At 72.0% G+C, this 23,524-nt stretch carries 21 protein-coding genes; 20 read left to right on the forward strand and 1 reads right to left on the reverse strand.

Translation table 11 applies throughout. The features are described 5' to 3' along the window. The first annotated feature begins 1 nt into the window (after position 1). The 14 genes from ACIP4Z_RS12690 to ACIP4Z_RS12755 all read left to right on the forward strand — a co-directional run bounded on the left by ACIP4Z_RS12690 (position 2) and on the right by ACIP4Z_RS12755 (position 14,477). Positions 2–307, forward strand: coding sequence for a DUF6167 family protein (locus ACIP4Z_RS12690; RefSeq protein ID WP_188285194.1), 306 nt, complete (start codon positions 2–4; stop codon positions 305–307). Then, positions 307–2,976, forward strand: a complete 2,670-nt coding sequence (gene alaS, locus ACIP4Z_RS12695; RefSeq protein WP_391160801.1) for an alanine--tRNA ligase — start codon at positions 307–309, stop codon at positions 2,974–2,976. Before ACIP4Z_RS12690 ends, alaS begins: the two co-directional genes overlap by 1 nt. A 44-nt stretch (positions 2,977–3,020) precedes the next feature. Further along, complete coding sequence (gene ruvX, locus ACIP4Z_RS12700) at positions 3,021–3,485, forward strand: Holliday junction resolvase RuvX (protein ID WP_355348851.1); 465 nt, start codon at positions 3,021–3,023, stop codon at positions 3,483–3,485. Positions 3,486–3,587: 102 nt separating this feature from the next. After that, positions 3,588–5,522, forward strand: a complete 1,935-nt coding sequence (gene mltG, locus ACIP4Z_RS12705) for an endolytic transglycosylase MltG (protein WP_401307117.1) — start codon at positions 3,588–3,590, stop codon at positions 5,520–5,522. Positions 5,523–5,540: 18 nt separating this feature from the next. Further along, positions 5,541–6,389 carry a shikimate dehydrogenase gene (locus tag ACIP4Z_RS12710; protein WP_401307120.1) on the forward strand — a complete coding sequence of 283 codons (849 nt, stop codon included), beginning with the start codon at positions 5,541–5,543 and terminating at the stop codon, positions 6,387–6,389. Positions 6,390–6,525: 136 nt separating this feature from the next. Beyond that, positions 6,526–7,710 carry a chorismate synthase gene (gene aroC / locus ACIP4Z_RS12715; RefSeq protein WP_355348737.1) on the forward strand — a complete coding sequence of 395 codons (1,185 nt, stop codon included), beginning with the start codon at positions 6,526–6,528 and terminating at the stop codon, positions 7,708–7,710. Continuing rightward, a complete protein-coding gene (locus ACIP4Z_RS12720; RefSeq protein WP_355348740.1) occupies positions 7,707–8,222 on the forward strand; it encodes a shikimate kinase in 516 nt (171 codons plus the stop codon). The genes aroC and ACIP4Z_RS12720 overlap by 4 nt, the downstream gene beginning before the upstream one ends. Next, positions 8,219–9,325, forward strand: coding sequence for a 3-dehydroquinate synthase (aroB, locus tag ACIP4Z_RS12725; protein WP_355348743.1), 1,107 nt, complete (start codon positions 8,219–8,221; stop codon positions 9,323–9,325). Before ACIP4Z_RS12720 ends, aroB begins: the two co-directional genes overlap by 4 nt. Further along, complete coding sequence (aroQ, locus tag ACIP4Z_RS12730; RefSeq protein ID WP_401307125.1) at positions 9,322–9,762, forward strand: type II 3-dehydroquinate dehydratase; 441 nt, start codon at positions 9,322–9,324, stop codon at positions 9,760–9,762. Before aroB ends, aroQ begins: the two co-directional genes overlap by 4 nt. 129 nt (positions 9,763–9,891) lie before the next feature. Continuing rightward, positions 9,892–10,596, forward strand: coding sequence for an AAA family ATPase (locus tag ACIP4Z_RS12735; protein ID WP_188285186.1), 705 nt, complete (start codon positions 9,892–9,894; stop codon positions 10,594–10,596). 155 nt (positions 10,597–10,751) lie between these two features. Further along, a complete protein-coding gene (locus tag ACIP4Z_RS12740) occupies positions 10,752–11,855 on the forward strand; it encodes a M24 family metallopeptidase (RefSeq protein ID WP_401307129.1) in 1,104 nt (367 codons plus the stop codon). Between the two features lie 55 nt (positions 11,856–11,910). After that, entirely contained in the window at positions 11,911–12,477 is a 567-nt protein-coding gene (gene efp / locus ACIP4Z_RS12745; protein ID WP_188285184.1) for an elongation factor P, read from the forward strand. 2 nt (positions 12,478–12,479) lie between these two features. Next, positions 12,480–12,905 carry a transcription antitermination factor NusB gene (gene nusB, locus ACIP4Z_RS12750; protein ID WP_188285183.1) on the forward strand — a complete coding sequence of 142 codons (426 nt, stop codon included), beginning with the start codon at positions 12,480–12,482 and terminating at the stop codon, positions 12,903–12,905. A gap of 108 nt (positions 12,906–13,013) precedes the next feature. Then, a complete protein-coding gene (locus ACIP4Z_RS12755; protein ID WP_401307134.1) occupies positions 13,014–14,477 on the forward strand; it encodes a pyridoxal phosphate-dependent decarboxylase family protein in 1,464 nt (487 codons plus the stop codon). Between the two features lie 160 nt (positions 14,478–14,637). Here ACIP4Z_RS12755 and bldD read toward each other — a convergent pair whose 3' ends face one another. After that, complete coding sequence (gene bldD / locus ACIP4Z_RS12760) at positions 14,638–15,138, reverse strand: transcriptional regulator BldD (protein WP_033174517.1); 501 nt, start codon at positions 15,136–15,138, stop codon at positions 14,638–14,640. A gap of 185 nt (positions 15,139–15,323) precedes the next feature. Here bldD and pyrR point away from each other — a divergent pair, with 185 nt between their 5' ends. The 6 genes from pyrR to carB all read left to right on the forward strand — a co-directional run bounded on the left by pyrR (position 15,324) and on the right by carB (position 23,480). Beyond that, complete coding sequence (gene pyrR / locus ACIP4Z_RS12765; protein ID WP_355348764.1) at positions 15,324–15,989, forward strand: bifunctional pyr operon transcriptional regulator/uracil phosphoribosyltransferase PyrR; 666 nt, start codon at positions 15,324–15,326, stop codon at positions 15,987–15,989. A gap of 80 nt (positions 15,990–16,069) precedes the next feature. Then, on the forward strand, positions 16,070–17,080 hold the full coding sequence (locus ACIP4Z_RS12770; protein WP_355348767.1) for an aspartate carbamoyltransferase catalytic subunit: 1,011 nt from the start codon (positions 16,070–16,072) through the stop codon (positions 17,078–17,080). Between the two features lie 2 nt (positions 17,081–17,082). Beyond that, entirely contained in the window at positions 17,083–18,381 is a 1,299-nt protein-coding gene (locus ACIP4Z_RS12775) for a dihydroorotase (protein WP_401307139.1), read from the forward strand. Then, complete coding sequence (locus ACIP4Z_RS12780; protein WP_401307142.1) at positions 18,378–19,040, forward strand: hypothetical protein; 663 nt, start codon at positions 18,378–18,380, stop codon at positions 19,038–19,040. The genes ACIP4Z_RS12775 and ACIP4Z_RS12780 overlap by 4 nt, the downstream gene beginning before the upstream one ends. Next, on the forward strand, positions 19,037–20,170 hold the full coding sequence (carA, locus tag ACIP4Z_RS12785; RefSeq protein WP_401307145.1) for a glutamine-hydrolyzing carbamoyl-phosphate synthase small subunit: 1,134 nt from the start codon (positions 19,037–19,039) through the stop codon (positions 20,168–20,170). Before ACIP4Z_RS12780 ends, carA begins: the two co-directional genes overlap by 4 nt. After that, positions 20,163–23,480, forward strand: coding sequence for a carbamoyl-phosphate synthase large subunit (carB, locus tag ACIP4Z_RS12790; protein ID WP_355348779.1), 3,318 nt, complete (start codon positions 20,163–20,165; stop codon positions 23,478–23,480). The genes carA and carB overlap by 8 nt, the downstream gene beginning before the upstream one ends. Positions 23,481–23,524 lie beyond the last annotated feature (44 nt).

Here is a 23,524-nt window from a genome sequence, read left to right on the forward strand (position 1 = left end):
CATGTTCCGCCGTATGTTCTGGTTCGTCACCGGCGCCGCCACCGGCGTCTGGGCCACCACCAAGGTCAACCGGGCGCTGCGCCGCCTCACGCCGGAGAGCCTCGCGGCGACCGCGGCCGACCGCGCGCTGGAGACCGGCGCGCGGCTGCGGGTGTTCGCCCAGGACGTACGGGCGGGCATGACGCAGCGCGAGAGCGAACTCCAGGACGCGCTCGGCCTCACCGGCAGCGCCCCGCAATCCGAAATCCCGTCCGAACTCCCGGCACCGCGCCGGAGCATTGCGTACAACCGGAAGGACGAACACTGATGGAGTCGGCAGAAATCCGCCGCCGCTGGCTGCGCTTCTTCGAGGAGCGCGGGCACACCGTTGTCCCTTCGGCGTCGCTCATCGCGGACGACCCGACTCTGCTGCTGGTCCCGGCGGGCATGGTCCCGTTCAAGCCGTACTTCCTCGGTGAGGTCAAGCCGCCCTTCGACCGCGCCACCAGCGTGCAGAAGTGCGTCCGCACCCCGGACATCGAAGAGGTCGGCAAGACCACCAGGCACGGCACGTTCTTCCAGATGTGCGGCAACTTCTCCTTCGGCGACTACTTCAAGGAAGGCGCCATCAAGTACGCCTGGGAGCTGCTCACCGGCTCCCTGGAGGACGGTGGCTACGGCCTGGAGGCCGACCGGCTCTGGATCACCGTCTACCAGGAGGACGACGAGGCCGAGCAGATCTGGCGCGACGTCATCGGCGTCCCCGCCGAGCGCATCCAGCGCCTCGGCATGGGCCCCAACTTCTGGTCCATGGGCGTCCCCGGACCCTGCGGCCCCTGCTCCGAGATCAACTACGACCGCGGCCCCGAGTTCGGCGTCGAGGGCGGCCCCGCCGTCAACGACGAGCGGTACGTGGAGATCTGGAACCTGGTCTTCATGCAGTACGTACGCGGCGCCGGTGAGGGCAAGGAGAGCTTCCCGATCCTCGGCGACCTGCCCAGCAAGAACATCGACACCGGCCTCGGCCTCGAACGCCTCGCGATGATCCTGCAGGGCGTGCAGAACATGTACGAGACCGACACCCTGCGCGTCGTCATGGACCGCGCCACCGAACTGACCGGCGTGCGCTACGGCCAGGCCCACGACACCGACGTGTCGCTGCGCGTGGTCGCCGACCACATCCGCACCTCCGTGATGCTGATCGGCGACGGCGTCACCCCGGGCAACGAGGGGCGCGGCTACGTCCTGCGCCGCATCATGCGCCGCGCCATCCGCAATATGCGGCTGATGGGCGCCACCGGACCGGTCGTCGCCGAACTGGCCGACGTCGTCATCAAGACCATGGGCGAGCAGTACCCGGAGCTGATCTCGGACCGCAAGCGGATCGAGACGGTCGCCATCGCCGAGGAGACCGCCTTCCTCAAGGCCCTCAGCGGCGGCACCAACATCCTCGACACCGCCATCACCGAGACCAAGTCGGCCGGCGGCAGCGTGCTCCCCGGCGACAAGGCGTTCCTGCTCCACGACACCTGGGGCTTCCCGATCGACCTCACCCTCGAAATGGCCTCGGAACAGGGCCTGTCGGTGGACGAGGAGGGCTTCCGCCGCCTGATGAAGGAGCAGCGGGACCGCGCCAAGGCCGACGCCCGCGCCAAGAAGACCGGCCACGCCGACCTGTCCGCCTACCGCGAGGTCGCCGACCGCTCCGGCAGCACCGAATTCACCGGCTACACCCAGAACCACAACGAGGCCACCGTCGTCGGCCTGCTGGTCGACGGCGTCCCGTCGCCCGCCGCCACCGAGGGCGACGAGATCGAAGTGGTGCTCGACCGCACCCCGTTCTACGCCGAGGGCGGCGGCCAGCTCGCCGACACCGGCCGCATCCGCGCCGACAACGGCGCGGTGATCGAGATCCGCGACGTCCAGCAGCCGGTGCCCGGCGTCAGCGTGCACAAGGGCGTCGTCCAGGTCGGCGAGGTCACCGTCGGGGCCGGGGTGCTGGCCCAGATCGACCTCGTACGCCGCCGCGCCATCGCCCGCGCCCACAGCGCCACCCACCTGACCCACCAGGCGCTGCGCGACGCCCTCGGCCCGACGGCCGCCCAGGCCGGTTCCGAGAACGCCCCCGGCCGCTTCCGCTTCGACTTCGGCTCCCCGGCCGCCGTCCCCGGCACCGTCCTCACCGACGTCGAGCAGAAGATCAACGAGGTGCTCGCCCGCGAACTGGACGTCACCGCCGAGGTCCTGCCGATCGCCGAGGCCAAGAGGCAGGGCGCCATCGCCGAATTCGGCGAGAAGTACGGCGAGCGGGTCCGGGTCGTCACCATCGGCGACTTCTCCAAGGAGCTGTGCGGCGGCACCCATGTGCACAACACCGCGCAGCTCGGCCTGGTGAAACTGCTCGGCGAGTCCTCGATCGGCTCCGGCGTGCGCCGGGTCGAAGCCCTCGTCGGCGTGGACGCCTACCACTTCCTCGCCCGCGAGCACACGGTCGTCGCCCAGCTCACCGAGCTGGTCAAGGGCCGCCCCGAGGAGCTGCCCGACAAGATCTCCGGGATGCTCGCCAAGCTCAAGGACGCCGAGAAGGAGATCGAGCGCTTCCGCGCGGAGAAGGTCCTCCAGGCCGCCGCAGGGCTCGCCGAGAGCGCCGCCGACATCAAGGGCGTCGCCCTGGTCGCCGGTACCGTCCCCGAGGGCACCGGCGCCGACGACCTGCGCAAGCTCGTCCTCGACGTCCGCCAGCGGATCGGCGGCGGACGCCCCGGCGTCGTCGCCCTCTTCACCGTCGCCAACGGCCGCCCGCTGACCGTCATCGCCACCAACGAGGCCGCCCGCGAGCGCGGCATCAAGGCCGGCGAGCTGGTCCGCACCGCCGCCAAGACCCTCGGCGGCGGAGGCGGCGGCAAGGACGACGTGGCCCAGGGCGGCGGCCAGAACCCGGCCGCGGTCCAGGACGCCGTCGAGGCCGTCCAGCGCCTGGTGGGCGAGAAGGCGTGACGGACGGTTCGCCGGATCCGAGCCGCCCGGGGCGGGAAGGCGGCATGAGGAGGGGCCGGAGGATCGCGGTGGATGTCGGGGACGCCCGCATCGGGGTCGCCTCGTGCGACCCCGACGGAATCCTCGCCACGCCGGTCGAGACGGTGCCCGGCCGGGACGTGCCCGCGGCGCTGCGGCGGCTCGCCGCGATCGTGGCGGAGTACGAGCCGATCGAGGTCGTCGTCGGGCTGCCGCGCTCCCTCAACGGGGGCGAGGGCCCGGCGGCGGCCAAGGTCCGCGGCTTCGCCCAGCATGTGGCGAAAGTCATCTCGCCGGTTCCGGTGCGCCTGGTGGACGAACGCATGAGTACGGTCACGGCCACGCAAGGGCTCCGCGCCTCCGGAGTGAAGGCGAAAAAGGGACGCTCCGTAGTGGATCAGGCTGCCGCGGTCATTATTTTGCAAAGTGCGCTGGAGACCGAACGGGTGTCGGGTAAAGCTCCGGGCGAGAGCGTCGAAGTGGTCATCTGATCGCGATACGGTAACGTCTCGCGCGACACGGCGGCGCCCCTCGGGCGCCGCCCGTTTCACAGGGTCGGCAAGCCGGTTGCAGACCGCGTACCAAGGGGACCGATGACTGACTATGGCCGGGGCGCCGGCTCCGAACCGTGGCATCCCGAGGACCCGCTCTTCGGTGACGGCTACGACCAGGCGCAGCAGCCCTACCCGCCGCAGCAGCAGGTGCCGTACCCGCAGGCGGAGTACGACCCCTACGCCACCGGTCAGCACCAGCAGCAGTACCCGCAGCAGCAGGGCGGCCAGCAGTACCCCCAGACCCCGCAGCAGTACGAGCAGCAGGGGTACCCGCAGCAGCAGCCGCAGCACCCGCAGGGGCAGTACCAGCCCCAGCAGCACCCCCAGCAGCACCCTCAACAGCAGCAGTACCCGCAGGCGCAGTACGACGGCTACGACACCGGCTCCCACTCGGTCGGCGGATACGGCCACCAGGACCCGTATGGCGGGCACCAGCCGCAGGATCCGTACGCGGGCGGCCCGCAGCCCGACTTCTACGGGCAGAACGGCTACCCGCCGCCGCAGCAGCCCCAGTACCGGCAGCAGCCGCAGGCGCCGTTCCAGGGCCAGGGGCCCGGGCAGGGGCCGGGCGGTCCGGGACAGGGCGGTCTGAATCAGGGCGCTCCGGGGCAGGGCCAGCCGCAGGCGCCGCTGCACGGCCAGGGTCAGCCACAGGGCCAGGGCCCGGCGCAGGGCACGCAAGGCGTCCAGGGTGCGCAGGACGGTCACCCGCAGGAGCCGGGCGCGCGCCCGCTGCGGACGGCTCCGGGCAACACCGGCGACTGGGACGCGGGGGAGGACGACGACCCGCGCGAGCACGCCTTCTTCTCCGGCCGCGACGACGACGACGATGACGACGCCCCCGCGACCACCACCACGAGCGGCGGCGGCAGGCGCGCGGGCAAGTCGGCCCCCGCCAAGGGCGGCAAGAAGCGCCGCAGCGGCTGCGCGTGCCTGGTCGTCCTGGTCGTCCTGGGCGGCGGCCTCGGCGGCGTCGGTTACTTCGGCTACAACTTCTACCAGGACCGCTTCGGCCCGGCCCCCGACTACTCGGGCAACGGCGCGGGCGAGGTCCAGGTCGAGATCCCCAAGGGCTCGACGATCACCACCATGGGCAACATCCTCAAGTCCGACGGTGTGGTCAAGAGCGTCGACGCCTTCACCGCCGCGGCCCGCAAGAACCCCAAGGGCCAGTTCATCCAGGCGGGCGTCTACGTCCTCAACAAGCAGATGTCGGCGGCCTCGGCCGTCACGATGATGCTCGACCCCAAGTCCCAGAACGCGATGATCATCGCCGAGGGCATGCGCGACGCGCAGATCTACGACGCCATCGACAAGCGCCTCGGCCTCTCCGCGGGCAGCACGAAGAAGGTCGCGCACGACCAGGCCAAGAACCTCGGACTGCCGGACTGGGCGGACACCAGCTCCAAGGTGAAGGACCCGCTGGAAGGTTTCCTCTTCCCGTCCCGCTACGGCGTCGCCAAGGGCATGAAGCCCGAAGCGCTGCTGCGCGAGATGGTCGGCGAGGCGAAGAAGCAGTACGCCCAGTTCGACATGGTCGCCGAGGCGAAGAAGCAGAATCTCAGCTCGCCGCTGCAACTGCTCACCGTCGCCAGCCTGGTGCAGGCCGAGGGCAAGACCGACGACGACTTCCGCAAGATGGCCAAGGTCGTCTACAACCGGATGGTCCCCACCAACAAGGAGACCTTCGGACTGCTCCAGTTCGACTCGACGTACAACTACATCAAGAACACCAGCGCCACGAACATCAGCCTCGCCAAGATCAAGTCCCTGGACGACCCGTACAACACGTACAAGTACAAGGGCCTGCCGCCGGGGCCGATCGGCAACCCGGGCGTCGACGCGCTGAAGGCGGCGATGAACCCCGACAGCGGGAACTGGTACTACTTCATCTCGCTGGACGGCAAGACGACCAAGTTCACCTCGACGCACGCCGAGTTCCAGAAGCTCTACGACCAGTACAACAGCCAGTAGGACCGGGGCACTTCTTCCGTGGACACGACCGGACACCCGGGCACCCGCCGTGCGGCGGTGCTCGGGTCACCCATCGCGCACTCGCTCTCCCCGGTGCTGCACCGGGCCGCGTTCGAGGCGATGGGCCTCGCCGACGAGTGGCGCTACGACCGCTTCGAGGTCGACGAGGCCGCGCTGCCCGGCTTCATCGGCGGCCTCGACCCCGCCGTCTGGCGCGGTCTGTCGCTGACGATGCCGCTCAAGCGGGCCGTGATCCCGCTGCTGGACGAGATCACCGAGACGGCCGCGTCCGTGGAGGCCGTCAACACGGTCGTGCTCGGCCCCGACGGCCGCCGCAGGGGCGACAACACCGATATCCCCGGCATGCTCGCCGCCCTGCGGGAGCGCGGCATCACCTCCGCGCCGTCCGCGGCGGTCCTCGGCGCCGGGGCCACCGCCTCCTCCGCGCTGGCCGCGCTCGCGCGGCTCGGCACGGCCGAGGTCACCGCGTACGTGCGCGGCCCGGCGCGCGCCGCCGAGATGCGGCAGTGGGGCGACCGCCTCGGTGTCGCCGTGCGCGTCGCCGACTGGGCCGACGCCGCCAAGGCCCTCGACGAGCCGCTGGTCATCGCCACCACCCCGGCCGGCGCCGCCGACCACCTCGCCGCCGCCGTCCCGCCCGCCCCCGGCGCCCTCTTCGACGTCCTCTACGACCCCTGGCCCACCCCGCTGGCCGCCGCCTGGTCCCGCCGCGACGCCCCGGTCGTCGGCGGCCTCGACCTCCTGGTCCACCAGGCCGTCCTCCAGATCGAGCAGTACACCGGCCACGCCCCCGCCCCCCTCGCGGCCATGCGCGCGGCGGGCGAGGCCGCGCTGCCGCGGGGGTGACGGTTCCGGCCGGTCGCTGTCCGCACGGTGGACCGTGTCGGGGCACGGCACGTCGGCGTGGGAGGATCGGGGGACAGGACGGCACGCCGTTGCTCGGGGGCGGCCGGACCGGGACGCGCACATCGAGGGAGCACCGTTGAGCAGGTTGCGCTGGCTGACCGCGGGGGAGTCGCACGGACCCGCACTCGTCGCGACGTTGGAGGGGCTGCCGTCCGGGGTGCCGGTCACCACGGAGTTGGTGGCGGACGCGCTGGCGCGGCGGCGGCTGGGATACGGGCGCGGGGCGCGGATGAAGTTCGAGCGCGACGAGGTGACCTTCCTGGGCGGCGTACGGCACGGCCTCACCATGGGCAGCCCGGTGGCCGTGATGGTGGGCAACACCGAGTGGCCCAAGTGGGAACAGGTCATGTCGGCCGACCCGGTGGACCCGGAGATCCTGGCGGGCCTGGCCCGCAACGCGCCGCTGACCCGGCCGCGACCCGGCCACGCGGACCTGGCGGGAATGCAGAAGTACGACCTGGACGAGGCGCGGCCGGTGCTGGAGCGGGCCAGCGCGCGGGAGACCGCGGCGCGGGTGGCGCTGGGCGCGGTCGCGCGGTCGTACCTGAAGGAGACCGCGGGCATCGAGATCGTCTCGCACGTGGTGGAACTGGCCGGGGCGAAGGCGCCCTACGGCGTGGTGCCGGTGCCCGGCGACGAGGAGCGGCTGGACGCGGACCCGGTGCGCTGCCTGGACGCGGACGCGAGCAAGGCGATGGTCGCGGAGATCGACCAGGCCCACAAGGACGGCGACACGCTCGGCGGCGTCGTGGAAGTGCTGGCGTACGGAGTGCCGGTCGGCCTCGGTTCGCACGTGCACTGGGACCGCAGGCTCGACGCACGGCTGGCCGCCGCGCTGATGGGCATCCAGGCGATCAAGGGCGTCGAGGTCGGCGACGGCTTCGACCTGGCCCGGGTGCCCGGCTCCAAGGCGCACGACGAGATCGTGCCGGGCCCCGACGGCGTCCGGCGCGCCTCCGGCAGGTCCGGCGGCACCGAGGGCGGCATGAGCACCGGAGAGGTGCTGCGGGTCCGCGCCGCGATGAAGCCGATCGCCACCGTGCCCCGCGCACTCGCCACCATCGACGTCACCACCGGCGAGGTCGCCCAGGCCCACCATCAGCGCTCCGACGTGTGCGCGGTGCCCGCGGCGGGCATCGTCGCCGAGGCGATGGTCGCCCTGGTGCTGGCCGACGCGGTCGCCGAGAAGTTCGGCGGCGACTCGGTCGTACAGACCCGGCGCAGCGTCCGCGGCTTCCTCGACAACCTGGCGATCAAGTGACCGGCCCGGCGATCGTCCTCGTCGGCCCGCCCGGAGCGGGCAAGACCACCGTCGGCCGCGCGCTCGCCGACCGGCTGGGCACCACGTACCGCGACACCGACGCCGATGTGGAGGCCGTCGCGGGCAAGCCGATCCCCGAGATCTTCATCGACGACGGCGAGCCGCGCTTCCGCGAGCTGGAACGCGCCGCGGTCCGCACCGCCGTCGCCGAGCACGAGGGCGTGCTGTCGCTGGGCGGCGGCGCCGTCATGGACGGCCCCACCCGCGACCTGCTGGCCGGTCTGCCGGTGGTCTTCCTCGACGTCGGCCTGCACCAGGCCGTCCGCCGCGTCGGCCTGGACGCGCCGCGCCCGCTGCTCGCGGTCAACCCGCGCCAGCAGTGGCGCGAGCTGATGGACGTACGCCGCCCGCTGTACACGGAGATCGCCCGCGCCGTGGTCAGCACCGACGACCGCACCCCCGAGGACGTGGCCGAGGCCGTCCTCGACGCACTCCAACTGAAGGACGCATGAGCGAGAACGACGCGGTGGCGCCCCCCACCCGTATCCAGGTCGGTGCCACGGCGGGCACCGAGGCGTACGAGGTGCTGGTCGGTCACCAGCTCCTCGGCGAACTGCCGGGACTGATCGGGCCCAAGGCGCGCCGGGTGGCCGTCCTGCACCCCGAGGCGCTGGCCGGGACCGGCGAGGCGATCCGTGAGGACCTCGCGGAGCAGGGCTTCGAGGCCATCGCCATCCAGCTCCCGAACGCCGAGGAGGCCAAGACCGCCGAGGTCGCCGCCTACTGCTGGAAGGCGCTCGGCCAGACCGGCTTCACCCGCACCGACGTGATCGTCGGCGTCGGCGGCGGCGCCACCACCGACCTGGCCGGTTTCGTGGCCGCGACCTGGCTGCGCGGAGTGCGCTGGATCGCCGTGCCCACCACCGTGCTCGGCATGGTCGACGCGGCCGTCGGCGGCAAGACCGGCATCAACACCGCGGAGGGCAAGAATCTTGTCGGCGCCTTCCACCCGCCCGCCGGAGTCCTCTGCGACCTCGCCGCGCTCGCCTCGCTGCCGGTCAACGACTACGTCAGCGGCCTCGCCGAGATCATCAAGGCCGGGTTCATCGCCGACCCCGGCATCCTCGATCTGATCGAGTCCGACCCGGCCGCCGCCCGCGGCCCGGAGGGCCCGCACACCGGCGAGCTGATCGAACGCGCCATCCGGGTCAAGGCCGAGGTCGTCTCCGCCGACCTCAAGGAGTCCGGCCTCCGCGAGATCCTCAACTACGGCCACACGCTGGCGCACGCGATCGAGAAGAACGAGCGCTACAACTGGCGGCACGGCGCCGCCGTCTCCGTCGGCATGGTCTTCGCCGCCGAACTCGGCCGCCTGGCCGGGCGGTTGGACGACGCGACCGCCGACCGGCACCGCGCCGTCCTGGAGTCCGTCGGACTGCCGCTGACCTACCGCGGCGACCAGTGGCCGAAGCTGGTGGAGACCATGAAGGTCGACAAGAAGTCCCGCGGCGACATGCTGCGCTTCATCGTCCTCGACGGACTCGCCAAGCCGACCGTGCTGGAGGGCCCCGACCCGGCCGTCCTGCTCGCCGCCTACGGGGAGGTCTCCGCGTGACCACCCGCGTCCTGGTGCTCAACGGCCCCAACCTCGGGCGCCTCGGCTCCCGCGAGCCCGACGTCTACGGCGCGACCTCGTACGCCGGTCTGGTCGAGGAGTGCACCAAGCTCGGCGCCGAGCTGGGCTTCGACGTCGAGGTCCGCGAGACCAACGACGAGGCGGAGCTGATCGGCTGGCTGCACGAGGCGGCCGACGGCCGGATTCCCGTCGTCCTCAACCCCGGCGCCTTCACGCACTACTCCTACGCGCTGCGCGACGCCGCCGCGCAGCGGACCGCGCCGCTGATCGAGGTGCACATCTCCAACCCGTACGCGCGCGAGGCGTTCCGGCACAACTCCGTCGTGGCCGCCGTCGCCTCCGGTACGGTCGCCGGATTCGGCATCGGCTCGTACCGGCTGGCGCTGCGCGCCCTCGCGGAGGACGGCGGCTCCTAGCGGGGCACCCTGGAGGAGCGCGGCTCGTTCACACAACGGCCGTCAGGGGCTGTACCGTTCCGTGTCGAACGGGTTCGTTACCGGCCGGTTCAAGAAGCTGGTCCTCCGTACGGGATGGAGTGGGGCGAGATGCAGCACGCTGTGGGGGCGCCGCAGCCCGGTGGCCCCACCCCGCCCCAGGGGACGGGCGTCAGTACGGGGCACTTCCCGTTGTCGTCGCCCGCGCCCGTGCAGGTCCCGGCGCCGCACGGCAACGGCTCGCTGTCCGGCGCCTCGCACGGCCCGATAGCCGTGCTGCTGATCGGCGCGGCGGGGGCGGGCAAGACGACGATCGCGCGGCACTGGGCCGACCACCGCGGCGCGCCGACCGCGCACATCAGCCTGGACGACGTACGCGAATGGGTGCGGGCCGGTTTCGCCGACCCGCAGGCGGGGTGGAACGAGCACTCCGAGGCGCAGTACCGGCTGGCCCGCCGCACCTGCGGCTTCGCCGCCCGTAATTTCCTGGCCAACGGCGTCTCCTGCATCATCGACGACGCCGTCTTCCCCGACCGCCCCGCCGTCGGCCTCGGCGGCTGGAAGCGGCACGTCGGGCCCGGCCTGCTCCCCGTCGTCCTGCTCCCGGGACTGGACGTCGTCCTGACCCGCAACGCGGAGCGCACCGGCAACCGCCGCCTGTCGGACGAGGAAGTCGCCCGGATCCACGGCCGTATGGCGGGCTGGTACGGCTCGGGCCTGCCCATCATCGACAACTCCCAGCTCGACGTGGTCTCCGCCGCCGCCGCCCTCGACCGCGTCGTGGCCCGCAGCGCCCAGGGCCCGCCCATCTGGTAGCCCGTCCGCACGATCCGGCGGCGGCGGGCGAGCGGCCCGCGTACGGGCTCACGCGGCAGGCGAGCCTTCGGCGGTACGGGCGCGGCCGGCGGCCCGGCGCCACGGGTGGACGCGCTCAGGAAGCCGGGCCGCCGACGCGCCCATACGCTCGCCACATGTCCGAGGTGCACGCAGCACGCAGAGCACGGCTGCGCGACCGGTGCGCGGCGAACGGCGCGTCCGCCGCGCTGGTGACCCGTCCCGCGAACATCCGCTACCTGACCGGCTGCGCGCCGCAGGGCGCGGCGCTGCTGATCGGCCCGGACGACGACGCGCTGGTGCACCTCACACCGCCGCAGGACGACCGCGACGAACCGCTGCCCGGCGACCTGCGCGCGGTGGTGCTGGCGACGCCGGACGGCGACGCGGCGGTGGCCGCCGCCGACCTGGCCCGCGAGCAGCGCGCCGACTCCCTCGCCGTCGAGGAGCACCACCTGACGGTGACCCGGCACCGCGCGATCAGCTCGGTCGTCGGCGCGCTCCCGCTGTCCGACCTCGGCGGCGCCGTCGAACAGCTCCGGCTGGTCAAGGACGAGCACGAGATCGCCAACCTCAGGATCGCCGCGGAGATCGCCGACCAGGCCCTCGGCGAGCTGCTGGAGTCGATCCTGGTCGGCCGCACCGAACGGCACCTCGCCTTGGAGCTGGAGCGCCGCCTGGTCGACCACGGCGCCGAGGGCCCCGCCTTCCGCACCTCCGTCGGCACCGGGCCGAACTCCGGCGCGCCCCGGCACGTGCCGACCGACCGCCGCGTCGAGGAGGGCGACTTCCTGACCGTCCGGCTCGGCGCCCGCTACCGCGGCTACCGCTGCGAAGTCGGCCGTACGTTCGTCATCGGCACCGCTCCAGCAGCCTGGCAGATCGACCTCTACGAGCTGGTGTTCGCCGCCCAGCGGGCCGGCCGCGAGGCGCTCGCACCCGGTGTGGCCTGCCGAGACGTCGACCACGCGACCCGGAGCCCGCTCACCGCCGCCGGCCACGCGGAGGGTCTGGCACAGTGGTCGGGACACGGCGTGGGTCTGGAAATCGACGAGGACCCTCGGCTGTCACCTGCGGCCATGGGTAAACTGGACGCTTGCGTGCCGGTCACCGTCGAACCGGGGGTCCACCTTCCGGGCCGCGGCGGTGTCCGCATCGACGACACACTCGTCGTACGTCCACTGGCGGACGGCGGGCCCGAGCTACTCACCATCACGACCAAGGAACTGCTCGCCCTGTGACGGGCGCGTGCCCTCCTCGGTCCCCGAAGCAGCACTTTCAGGAGATTCCGCAACCGTGGCCACCACGAACGACCTCAAGAACGGCCTCGTGCTCAAGCTCGACAGCGGCCAGCTCTGGACCGTAGTCGAGTTCCAGCACGTCAAGCCCGGCAAGGGCCCCGCCTTCGTGCGCACCAAGCTGAAGCACGTGCTCTCCGGGAAGGTCGTCGACAAGACCTTCAACGCGGGCGTGAAGGTCGAGACCGCCAACGTCGACAAGCGCGGCATGCAGTTCTCCTACAAGGACGGCACCGACTTCGTCTTCATGGACACCGAGACCTACGACCAGATCATCATCGCGCCCGAGACGGTCGGCGACGCCGCCAACTACCTCCTCGAGGGCTTCGAGGCGGTCGTGGCGATGTACGAGGGCTCCGCGCTCTACGTCGAGCTGCCCGCCTCCGTCGAGCTGGTCATCGAGTACACCGAGCCCGGCGTCCAGGGCGACCGCTCCACCGGCGGCTCCAAGCCCGCCCGCCTGGAGACCGGTTACGAGATCGGCGTCCCGCTCTTCATCACCACGGGTGAGAAGGTCAAGGTCGACACCCGTACGGGCGACTACCTCGGCCGGGTGAACAGCTAACCGTGGCTGCCCGGAACAAGGCCCGCAAGCGGGCCTTCCAGATCCTCTTCGAGGCGGAACAGCGGGGCGTCGACCCCAAGACCGCCATGGCGGACTGGATCCGGCTCGCCAGGACCGACGACCGGCAGCCGCCGGTCACCGAGTACACGATGCGGCTCGTCGAGGGCTGTGAGGCGCACGCCGAGCGGATCGACGAACTGCTGTCCAGCTACTCCGTCGGCTGGTCGCTCGACCGGATGCCGGTCGTGGACCGCAATGTGCTGAGGCTCGGCACGTACGAGCTGCTCTGGGAGGACGACGTCCCGGACGCGGTCGTGCTGGACGAGGCGGTGCAGCTCGCCAAGGAGTTCTCCACCGACGAGTCACCGGCCTTCGTCAACGGGCTGCTGGCCCGGCTGATGGAACTGAAGCCGACGCTCAAGCGGTAGGAACCGCGCCCGAGCGCCCGGCCCGTCCTTCCGGGCCCGAAGCAGAAGTTGAACAATATTCTGCTTCGGGCCTGGTGTGTGTCCTGGCGCTGGCCTAGATTCCCGCGCATGGACGAAACGGACGACCGGACCGACGACGCGATCCTGAAGCACCTCGCCGGACTGCGCGCCGCCGACCTGCCCGTGCACGGCGGACGGACGATGGCGTACGTCTACGACGCGGGACTCGACGGGCTCGACGATCTGGCGGCGAGCGCCCAGGCCGCCTTCGCGGGCGTCAACGGCCTCGACATGACCGCCTTCCCCAGCGTGGTCGCGCTGGAGAACGACGTCGTGGGGCGGGCGGCGGCCGTGCTCGGCGGCGGCCCGCGGACGGCGGGCACCTTCACCAGCGGCGGCACCGAGAGCTGCCTGCTGGCCGTCCTCACCGCCCGCGAGCACGCCCGCAGGACGCGCGGCGTCACCGCCCCCGAGATCGTGCTCCCCGTCACCGCGCACGCCGCCTTCCACAAGGCCGCGGCGCTCTTCGGACTCACTGTCGTGAGCGTCCCGGTGGACCCGGAGACCTTCCGGGTGCGGGCCGAGGACATGACAGCCGCCATCGGCCCCCGTACCGCCCTCGTCGTCGTCTCCGCGCCCTCCTACGCGCACGGCGTGCTCGACCCGGTCGCCGAGGTGGCGCGGGCGGCGGCCGAACGCGGCACGCTGTGCCACGTGGACGCCTGCATCGGCGGCTGGTACCTGGCGCACCGGCGGCTGGCCGACGGCATCGCGCCGCCGCCCGCCTTCGACCTCGCGGTGCCCGGCGTCACCTCGCTCTCGGTCGACCTGCACAAGTACGGCTACACGCCCAAGGGCGCCTCCGTGCTGCTCTTCCGGGACGCGGAACTGCGCAGGCACGGCTGGTTCGCGCACGCCTCCTGGCCGGGCTACCCGGTCGTCAACGCGACCTTGCAGGGCACCAAGTCCGCCGGGCCGCTCGCCGCCGCCTGGGCGGTGCTGCGCAGGGTCGGCACCGACGGGTACACCGACCTGTCCCGCCGCGTGCACGCGGCGACCGTACGGCTGGTCGCGGGGATCGGCCGGATCGAGGGGCTGCGGGTGCTCGGCGCCCCCGAGGCGTCGCTGGTGGCCGTCGCCTCCGCCGACCCGGCGCTCGACCCGTTCGTGGTCGCGGACGAGATGCGGCTGCTCGGCTGGTACCTCCAGCCGCAGCCCGCCTTCGGCGGCTCACCGTCCAATGTGCACCTCACGGTCACCGCCGCCGTCGCGGAACCGGACCGGATCGACGAACTCCTCGCCCACCTGGCCGACGCCGTGACCAGGGCCCGCGCGTACGGCCCGACCGCCGTCGACCCCGGACTCGTGGAGTTGGCCGCCGCGCTCGACCCGGACACCCTCGGCCCCGACGAGGTGGCGCTCGCCCTCCAGCTCGCGGGCGTCGGCCCCGGCGGCGCGCTGCCCGACCGCATGGCCCCCGTCCTCGCCGTCCTCCAGGCCCTGCCCCCGCGCCTCACCGAACGCCTGCTGCCCGAGGTCATCTCCCGGATGTACGCGAGCGCCCCGGCCTGACGCCGCCCGCCACCGACCCCGACCCGCCGCACCGGAAAAACCCGGTGCGGCGACCGGAGCGTGCGGCGCCCCGGAACGCGGAGCCGCCCGGTGCGGGCCCCGGGAAGGGGTCCGCACCGGGCGGCGGGACGTTTCTGCACTATTCGGGCGAGCCGGGCGCCTAGCCCTCTTCGTGCTGGACCGCGCGCCGCGCGTCGGCGTCGAGGACGCCCCAGCCGATGAGCTGCTCGGTGAGTACGGACGGCGACTGGTCGTAGATCACGGCCAGGGTGCGGAGGTCGTCCTGGCGGATCGACAGCACCTTGCCGTTGTAGTCGCCGCGCTGGCTCTGGATCGTGGCGGCGTACCGCTGGAGAGGCCCGGCCTTCTCCGGCGGGACCTGGGACAGGCGCTCCAGGTCGAGGACGAGCTTCGGGGGCGGCTCGGCCGCCCCGCCGGGGGTCGTACCCGGCAGCAACTCCTGGACCGGAACTCCGTAGAAGTCCGCAAGCTCGGCGAGTCGCTGCACGGTCACGGCACGGTCGCCGCGCTCGTACGAGCCCACGACCACTGCCTTCCAGCGGCCCTGGGACTTCTCCTCGACGCCGTGCAGGGACAGGCCCTGCTGCGTGCGGATGGCCCGGAGCTTTGCTCCGAGCTGCTTGGCGTAATCGCTGGACATATGGCTCCCCGGACGGAAACTCGGTGACTCACTGTGAGGTTACGCAGCGTAATCCGTGCTCGTCAAGCCGGAAAGGGCCGATCGGTCGCTGACCTGGGCGCTCTGCGCCACCTGATATCGTTGCCGCGTACCCCTGACGTCCTTTAATGCCCGTCCCGTGAGGCGGGGAAGGAGGTCCCCGACCCATGGTCGAAGACCGCAGTACCCCGGAAGACCGCGATACCGCCGAGTGGAACCCCGCGCCCGCCCGTCCGGTGCTCGAAGCACCCGACATCGCGCGCGTCCTCACCCGTATCGCCCACGAGATCGTGGAACGCGCCAAGGGCGCGGACGACGTGGTGCTCCTCGGCATCCCGACCCGCGGCGTCTATCTGGCGCAGCGCCTGGCGGCCAAGCTCGCCGAGATCACCGGCCGCACGACGGCCGTCGGCTCCCTCGACATCACCATGTACCGCGACGACCTGCGGCTGCACCCGGCGCGCGCGCTGGCCCGCACCGAGATCCCGGCCACCGGGATCGACGGCAGGCTCGTCGTCCTCGTCGACGACGTGCTCTTCTCCGGCCGCACCATCCGCGCCGCCCTCGACGCGCTCAACGACATCGGCCGCCCCCGCGCCGTACAGCTCGCGGTCCTGGTCGACCGCGGCCACCGTGAACTGCCGATCAGGGCCGACTACGTCGGCAAGAACCTGCCCACCTCGCTGCGCGAGACCGTCAAGGTCCAGCTCACCGAGGAGGACGGCCGCGACACCGTCCTGCTCGGCCAGAAGGACGACAAGGACCGCGACCGGCGCGACCGCCGTGACCGGGACGACGCGGCGCCGCGCGAGGGCCTCCCGGCGGACGACTAGCGCACCCAGGACAGGACCCCCGCCGGGGTCCTGTGCTTCCGCGCGCCCTGACCCGCCCCAGCACCCCCGGAGTGACCCGCATGAAGCGCCACCTGATCTCGGCCGCCGACCTCAGCCGCGACGACGCCCTCCTCGTACTCGACACCGCCGAGGAAATGGCCCGCGTCGCCGACCGGCCCATCAAGAAACTGCCCACCCTGCGCGGCCGTACCGTCGTCAACCTCTTCTTCGAGGACTCGACGCGGACCCGCATCTCCTTCGAGGCCGCCGCCAAGCGGCTCTCCGCCGACGTCATCAACTTCTCCGCCAAGGGCTCCTCGGTCTCCAAGGGCGAATCCCTCAAGGACACCGCGCTGACCCTGGAGGCGATGGGCGCCGACGCCGTCGTCATCCGGCACGGCTCGTCCGGCGCGCCGCACCGCCTGGCCACCTCCGGCTGGATCAACGGCTCGGTGGTCAACGCGGGCGACGGCACCCACGAACACCCCACGCAGGCACTGCTGGACGCCTTCACCATGCGCCGCCACCTGTCCGGCGTCGGCCGCGACCTGGAGGGCCGCCGCGTCACCATCGTCGGCGACATCCTGCACAGCCGGGTCGCCCGCTCCAACGTGCTGCTGCTCAACACCCTCGGCGCGCGCGTCACCTTGGTCGCCCCGCCGACCCTGCTGCCGATCGGCGTCGAGCAGTGGCCGTGCGAGGTCAGCTACGACCTCGACGCGGTGCTCGCCAAGACCGACGCGCTGATGATGCTGCGCGTGCAGAGCGAGCGGATGAACGCCGCCTTCTTCCCCACCGAGCGCGAGTACACCCGGCGTTACGGCGTGGACGGACTGCGGATGGCGGTGCTGCCCGAGCACGCCATCGTCATGCACCCGGGACCGATGAACCGCGGCATGGAGATCACCGCCGAGGTCGCCGACTCGCCGCGCTGCACCGTCGTGGAGCAGGTCGCCAACGGCGTCAGCACCCGGATGGCCGTGCTGTACCTGCTGCTCGGCGGCTCGGAACCGGCCATCGCCACCACCGCGCCCGTCCCCGAGACCGCACCCGCGACGACCGGCCCCGCCCGTACCGAGGAGAGCAAGTAACCATGAGCAAGATCCTGATCCGTGGCGCGAAGGTACTGGGCGGCGAGCCGCAGGACGTCCTGATCGACGGCGAGACCATCGCCGGGATCGGCGCGGGCCTGTCCGGCGACGGGACCGAGGACGCCACCGTGGTCGACGGCGAGGGCCGGATGGTCCTGCTGCCCGGCCTGGTCGACCTCCACACCCACCTGCGCGAGCCGGGCCGCGAGGACTCCGAGACCGTGCTGACCGGCACCAGGGCCGCCGCGATCGGCGGCTACACCGCCGTGCACGCCATGGCCAACACCTTCCCCGTCGCCGACACCGCGGGCGTCGTCGAGCAGGTCTGGCGGCTCGGCAAGGAGTCCGGCTACTGCGACGTGCAGCCGGTCGGCGCCGTCACCGTCGGCCTGGAGGGCAAGCAGCTCGCCGAACTGGGCGCCATGGCCGACTCGGCCGCCCGGGTACGGGTCTTCTCCGACGACGGCAAGTGCGTGGACGACGCGGTGATCATGCGCCGCGCGCTGGAGTACGTGAAGGCGTTCGACGGCGTCGTCGCCCAGCACGCGCAGGAGCCCCGGCTCACCGAGGGCGCCCAGATGAACGAGGGCACCGTCTCCGGCGAACTGGGCCTGACCGGCTGGCCCGCCGTCGCCGAGGAGTCGATCATCGCCCGCGACATCCTGCTCGCCGCGCACGTCGGCTCCCGCGTGCACATCTGCCACCTGTCCACCGCGGGCTCCGTCGAACTCGTCCGCTGGGCCAAGTCCAAGGGCTGGGACGTCACCGCCGAGGTCACCCCCCACCACCTGCTGCTCACCGACGAGCTGGTGCGTACGTACAACCCGGTCTACAAGGTCAACCCGCCGCTGCGCACCGAGGCGGACGTGCTCGCGCTGCGCGAGGCCCTGGCCGACGGCACCATCGACTGTGTGGCCACCGACCACGCACCGCACCCGCACGAGGACAAGGACTGCGAGTGGGCCGCCGCCGCCATGGGCATGGTGGGCCTGGAGACCGCGCTGTCCGTCGTGCAGCACACCATGGTCGACACCGGACTGCTGGACTGGGCGGGCGTCGCCGACCGCATGTCGGCCAGGCCCGCCGTCATCGGACGGCTCGCGGGCCACGGACGGCCGCTCGCCGAGGGCGAGCCCGCCAACCTCGTCCTGGTCGATCCCGCATACCGTGGGGTGGTCAATCCCGCGGGCTTCGCCTCCCGCAGCCGCAACACCCCCTACGAGGGACGCGAACTGCCGGGCCGGGTGCACGCCACCTTCCTGCGGGGCCAGGCGACGGTCATGGACGGGAAGCTCACGTGACACCTCTGACACTGCTGGCGGCTGGTACGGCGCGGGCCGCGGACAAGCACTCGGCGAAGGTCACCGACTGGACCGACCGGATCGGCTGGATCGTCGGCCTCGCCCTGTTCGTCGGCCTGCTGTACTGGCTGATGCGCCAGGGCTGGCAGTGGCGCCGCACCCTCCAGGGCGGCCTGCCCGCACTCCCGCAGGCCCCCGAGGAGACCGGCGAACCGCTCCTGGAATTCGACGGCCGCTACCACGGCAGCACCACCGCGGGGCAGTGGCTGGACCGGATCGTCGCCCACGGCCTCGGCGTACGCAGCAAAGTGACGCTCACCCTCACCGAGGAGGGCCTGGACGCCGACCGCGTCGGCGCCCCCGGCTTCTTCGTCCCCGCCGCCGCCCTGCGCGGCGCCCGCCTCGACAAGGGCATCGCGGGCAAGGTCCTCACCGAGGGCGGCCTGCTGGTCGTCACCTGGGAGCACGGCGGCACCCTCATCGACTCCGGCTTCCGCGCCGACCAGGCCGCGCAGCACCCGGCCTGGGTCGCGGAGATCAACCGCGTCAGCGGCGGCGAGGACGCCCCCGGCCGACGGGCGGCGGAAGTCGCCTTCGCGGACCACACACCGGGCGTCGGCCCGGCCGAACAACAGGCAAAGAAGGAAGGCGCACAATGACGACCTCCGTCCGGGCGGCCACCGCACCCGCCGTACTCGTCCTGGAGGACGGCCGCACCTTCCGCGGCCGTGCCTACGGGGCGGTGGGGGAGACCTTCGGCGAGGCCGTCTTCTCCACCGGTATGACCGGCTACCAGGAAACGCTCACCGACCCCTCGTACCACCGCCAGGTCGTCGTCATGACCGCCCCGCACGTCGGCAACACCGGCGTCAACGACGAGGACGCCGAGTCGTCCCGCATCTGGGTGTCCGGCTACGTCGTACGCGACCCCGCCCGCACCCCGTCCAACTGGCGCTCGCGGCGCTCGCTCGACGAGGAGCTGACCACCCAGGGCGTGGTCGGCATCAGCGGCATCGACACCCGCGCCCTCACCCGCCACCTGCGCGAACGCGGCGCCATGCGGGTCGGCATCTTCTCCGGCGAGGCACTGGCCGACGACGGCACGCTGCTCGCCAGGGTCCGGCAGGCCCCCGAGATGACCGGCGCCGACCTGTCCGCCGAGGTCGCCACCCGGCAGACCTACGTCGTCCCGGCGATCGGGGAGAAGCGCTTCACCGTCGCCGCCCTCGACCTCGGCATCAAGGGCATGACCCCGCACCGGATGGCCGAGCGCGGCATCGAGGTGCACGTCCTGCCCGCGGACGCGAGCGTCGAGGACGTCTACGCGGTCGCGCCCGACGGCGTCTTCCTGTCCAACGGCCCCGGCGACCCGGCCACCGCCGACCTCACCGTCATCCAGGCCGTCCTGGAGCGCGGGACCCCGCTGTTCGGCATCTGCTTCGGCAACCAGCTCCTCGGCCGGGCGCTCGGCTTCGGCACGTACAAGCTCAAGTACGGCCACCGCGGCATCAACCAGCCGGTGCAGGACCGCGGCACCGGCAAGGTCGAGGTCACCGCGCACAACCACGGCTTCGCCGTGGACGCGCCGCGCGACCGGGTCAGCGACACCCCGTACGGCCGCGCCGAGGTCAGCCATGTCTGCCTCAACGACGACGTGGTGGAGGGTCTGCGGCTGCTCGACCGGCCCGCCTTCAGCGTCCAGTACCACCCGGAGGCGGCGGCGGGACCGCACGACGCCGCCTATCTGTTCGACCGCTTCGTTTCCCTGATGGAGGGCCAGCGTGCCTAAGCGCACCGATATCCAGTCCGTCCTGGTCATCGGCTCCGGCCCGATCGTCATCGGCCAGGCCGCCGAGTTCGACTACTCAGGCACCCAGGCGTGCCGGGTCCTCAAGTCCGAGGGCCTGCGGGTCATCCTCGTCAATTCCAACCCCGCCACGATCATGACCGACCCGGAGATCGCCGACGCCACGTACGTCGAGCCGATCACCCCGGAATTCGTCGAGAAGATCATCGCCAAGGAGCGCCCCGACGCGCTGCTGCCCACCCTCGGCGGCCAGACCGCGCTCAACACCGCGATCTCGCTGCACGACAACGGCGTCCTCACCAAGTACGGCGTCGAGCTGATCGGCGCCAACGTCGAGGCGATCAACAAGGGCGAGGACCGCGACCTGTTCAAGGGCGTCGTCGAGGCCGTCAAGGCGAAGATCGGCTACGGCGACTCCGCCCGCTCGGTGATCTGCCACACCATGGACGACGTGCTCGCCGGCGTCGACACCCTCGGCGGCTACCCCGTCGTCGTCCGCCCCTCCTTCACCATGGGCGGCGCGGGCTCCGGCTTCGCGCACGACGAGGACGAACTGCGCCGCATCGCCGGGCAGGGCCTGACCCTCTCGCCGACCACCGAGGTGCTCCTGGAGGAGTCCATCCTCGGCTGGAAGGAGTACGAGCTGGAGCTGATGCGCGACAAGCACGACAACGTCGTGGTCGTCTGCTCCATCGAGAACTTCGACCCGATGGGCGTGCACACCGGCGACTCCATCACCGTCGCGCCCGCGATGACCCTCACCGACCGCGAGTACCAGATCCTGCGGGACATCGGCATCGCCGTCATCCGCGAGGTCGGCGTCGACACCGGCGGCTGCAACATCCAGTTCGCAGTCAACCCCGAGGACGGCCGGGTCATCGTCATCGAGATGAACCCGCGCGTCTCCCGCTCCTCCGCGCTCGCCTCCAAGGCCACCGGCTTCCCGATCGCGAAGATCGCCGCCCGCCTGGCCGTCGGCTACACGCTCGACGAGATCCCCAACGACATCACCGAGAAGACCCCCGCGTCCTTCGAACCGACGCTGGACTACGTCGTCGTCAAGGTGCCGCGCTTCGCCTTCGAGAAGTTCCCGGCCGCCGACGCCACCCTCACCACCACCATGAAGTCGGTCGGCGAGGCCATGGCCATCGGCCGCAACTTCACCGAGGCGCTCAACAAGGCGCTGCGCTCGCTGGAGAAGAAGGGCTCGCAGTTCGACTTCGTGACCCCGGTCTCCGCCGCGGACAAGGAAGCGCTGCTGGCCACCGCCGCCGTCCCCACCGACGGCCGGATCAACACCGTCATGACCGCGATCCGCGCCGGGGCCACCCCGGAAGAGGTCTTCGACGCCACGAAGATCGACCCCTGGTTCGTGGACCAGCTCTTCCTGATCCACGAGTACGCCGTCGAACTGGCCGCGGCCGACCGCCTCGACCCCGAACTGCTCGCCGACGCCAAGCGGCACGGCTTCTCCGACGCCCAGATCGCCGGCATCCGCTCCCTGCGCGAGGATGTCGTCCGCGAGGTCAGGCACGCGCTCGGCATCCGCCCGGTCTACAAGACCGTCGACACCTGCGCCGCCGAATTCGCCGCCGACACCCCGTACTTCTACTCGTCCTATGACGAGGAGAGCGAGGTCGCGCCGCGCGAGAAGGCCGCCGTGATCATCCTCGGCTCCGGGCCCAACCGGATCGGCCAGGGCATCGAGTTCGACTACTCCTGCGTGCACGCCTCCTTCGCGCTGCACGACGCCGGGTACGAAACCGTGATGGTCAACTGCAACCCGGAGACCGTCTCCACCGACTACGACACCTCCGACCGGCTCTACTTCGAGCCGCTCACCCTGGAGGACGTCCTGGAGATCGTGCACGCCGAGACGCTCGCGGGCCCGGTCGCCGGTGTCATCGTGCAGCTCGGCGGCCAGACCCCGCTCGGCCTGGCGCAGGCACTCAAGGACAACGGGGTGCCGGTCGTCGGCACCTCGCCCGAGGCCATCCACCTCGCCGAGGACCGCGGCGCCTTCGGCCGCGTGCTGGCCGCCGCCGGACTGCCCGCGCCCAAGCACGGCACCGCCGTCACCTTCGACGGCGCCAAGGCCATCGCCGACGAGATCGGCTACCCGGTGCTCGTCCGCCCCTCGTACGTGCTCGGCGGGCGCGGCATGGAGATCGTCTACGACGAGACCCGGCTCGCCTCCTACATCGCCGAGTCCACCGAGATCAGCCCCGACCGCCCCGTGCTCGTCGACCGCTTCCTCGACGACGCCATCGAGATCGACGTGGACGCGCTCTACGACGGCCACGAGCTGTACCTCGGCGGCGTCATGGAGCACATCGAGGAAGCCGGCATCCACTCCGGCGACTCCGCGTGCGCCCTGCCGCCGATCACGCTCGGCGGCCACGACATCAAGCGGCTGCGCGCCTCCACCGAGGCCATCGCCGCCGGAGTCGGCGTACGCGGCCTGATCAACATCCAGTTCGCGCTCGCCGGGGACATCCTCTACGTACTGGAGGCCAACCCGCGCGCCTCCCGTACCGTCCCCTTCACCTCCAAGGCGACCGCGGTGCCGCTGGCCAAGGCCGCCGCGCGGATCTCGCTCGGCGCCACCGTCGCGGAACTGCGCGCCGAGGGCCTGCTGCCGACGACGGGCGACGGCGGTACCCTGCCGCTGGACGCGCCGATCTCCGTCAAGGAAGCGGTGCTGCCCTGGTCGCGGTTCCGCGACATGCAGGGCCGGGGCGTCGACACCATCCTCGGCCCGGAGATGCGCTCCACCGGCGAGGTCATGGGCATCGACGCGGTCTTCGGCACCGCGTACGCCAAGTCCCAGGCCGGAGCGTACGGCGCGCTGCCCACCAAGGGCCGCGCCTTCATCTCGGTCGCCAACCGCGACAAGCGCGCGCTGATCTTCCCGGCCCGCGCGCTGATCGAGCACGGCTTCGAACTGCTGGCCACCTCGGGCACCGCGGAAGTCCTGCGGCGCAACGGCATCGAGGCGCGGGTCGTGCGCAAGCAGAGCGAGGGCGTGGGGCCCGAGGGCGAGCCGACCGTGGTCACCCTCATCCACGAGGGCGAGGTCGACCTCATCGTCAACACCCCCTTCGGCACCGGCGGACGCCTCGACGGCTACGACATCCGCACCGCCGCCGTCGCCCGCGGCATCCCCTGCCTGACCACGGTCCAGGCGCTCGCCGCGGCCGTCCAGGGCATCGACGCCTTGACGCGCGGCGACATCGGGGTGCGCTCCTTGCAGGAGCACGCGCGGCATCTGATCGCGGCGCGCGAGGGGTGAGCTGCGGCCCGGCGCCCGCTGTGCGCGCAGTTCCCCGCGCCCCT

The sequence above is a fragment of the Streptomyces sp. NPDC088910 genome (assembly GCF_044749865.1).
In the GTDB taxonomy this organism is placed as follows: Bacteria; Actinomycetota; Actinomycetes; order Streptomycetales; family Streptomycetaceae; genus Actinacidiphila.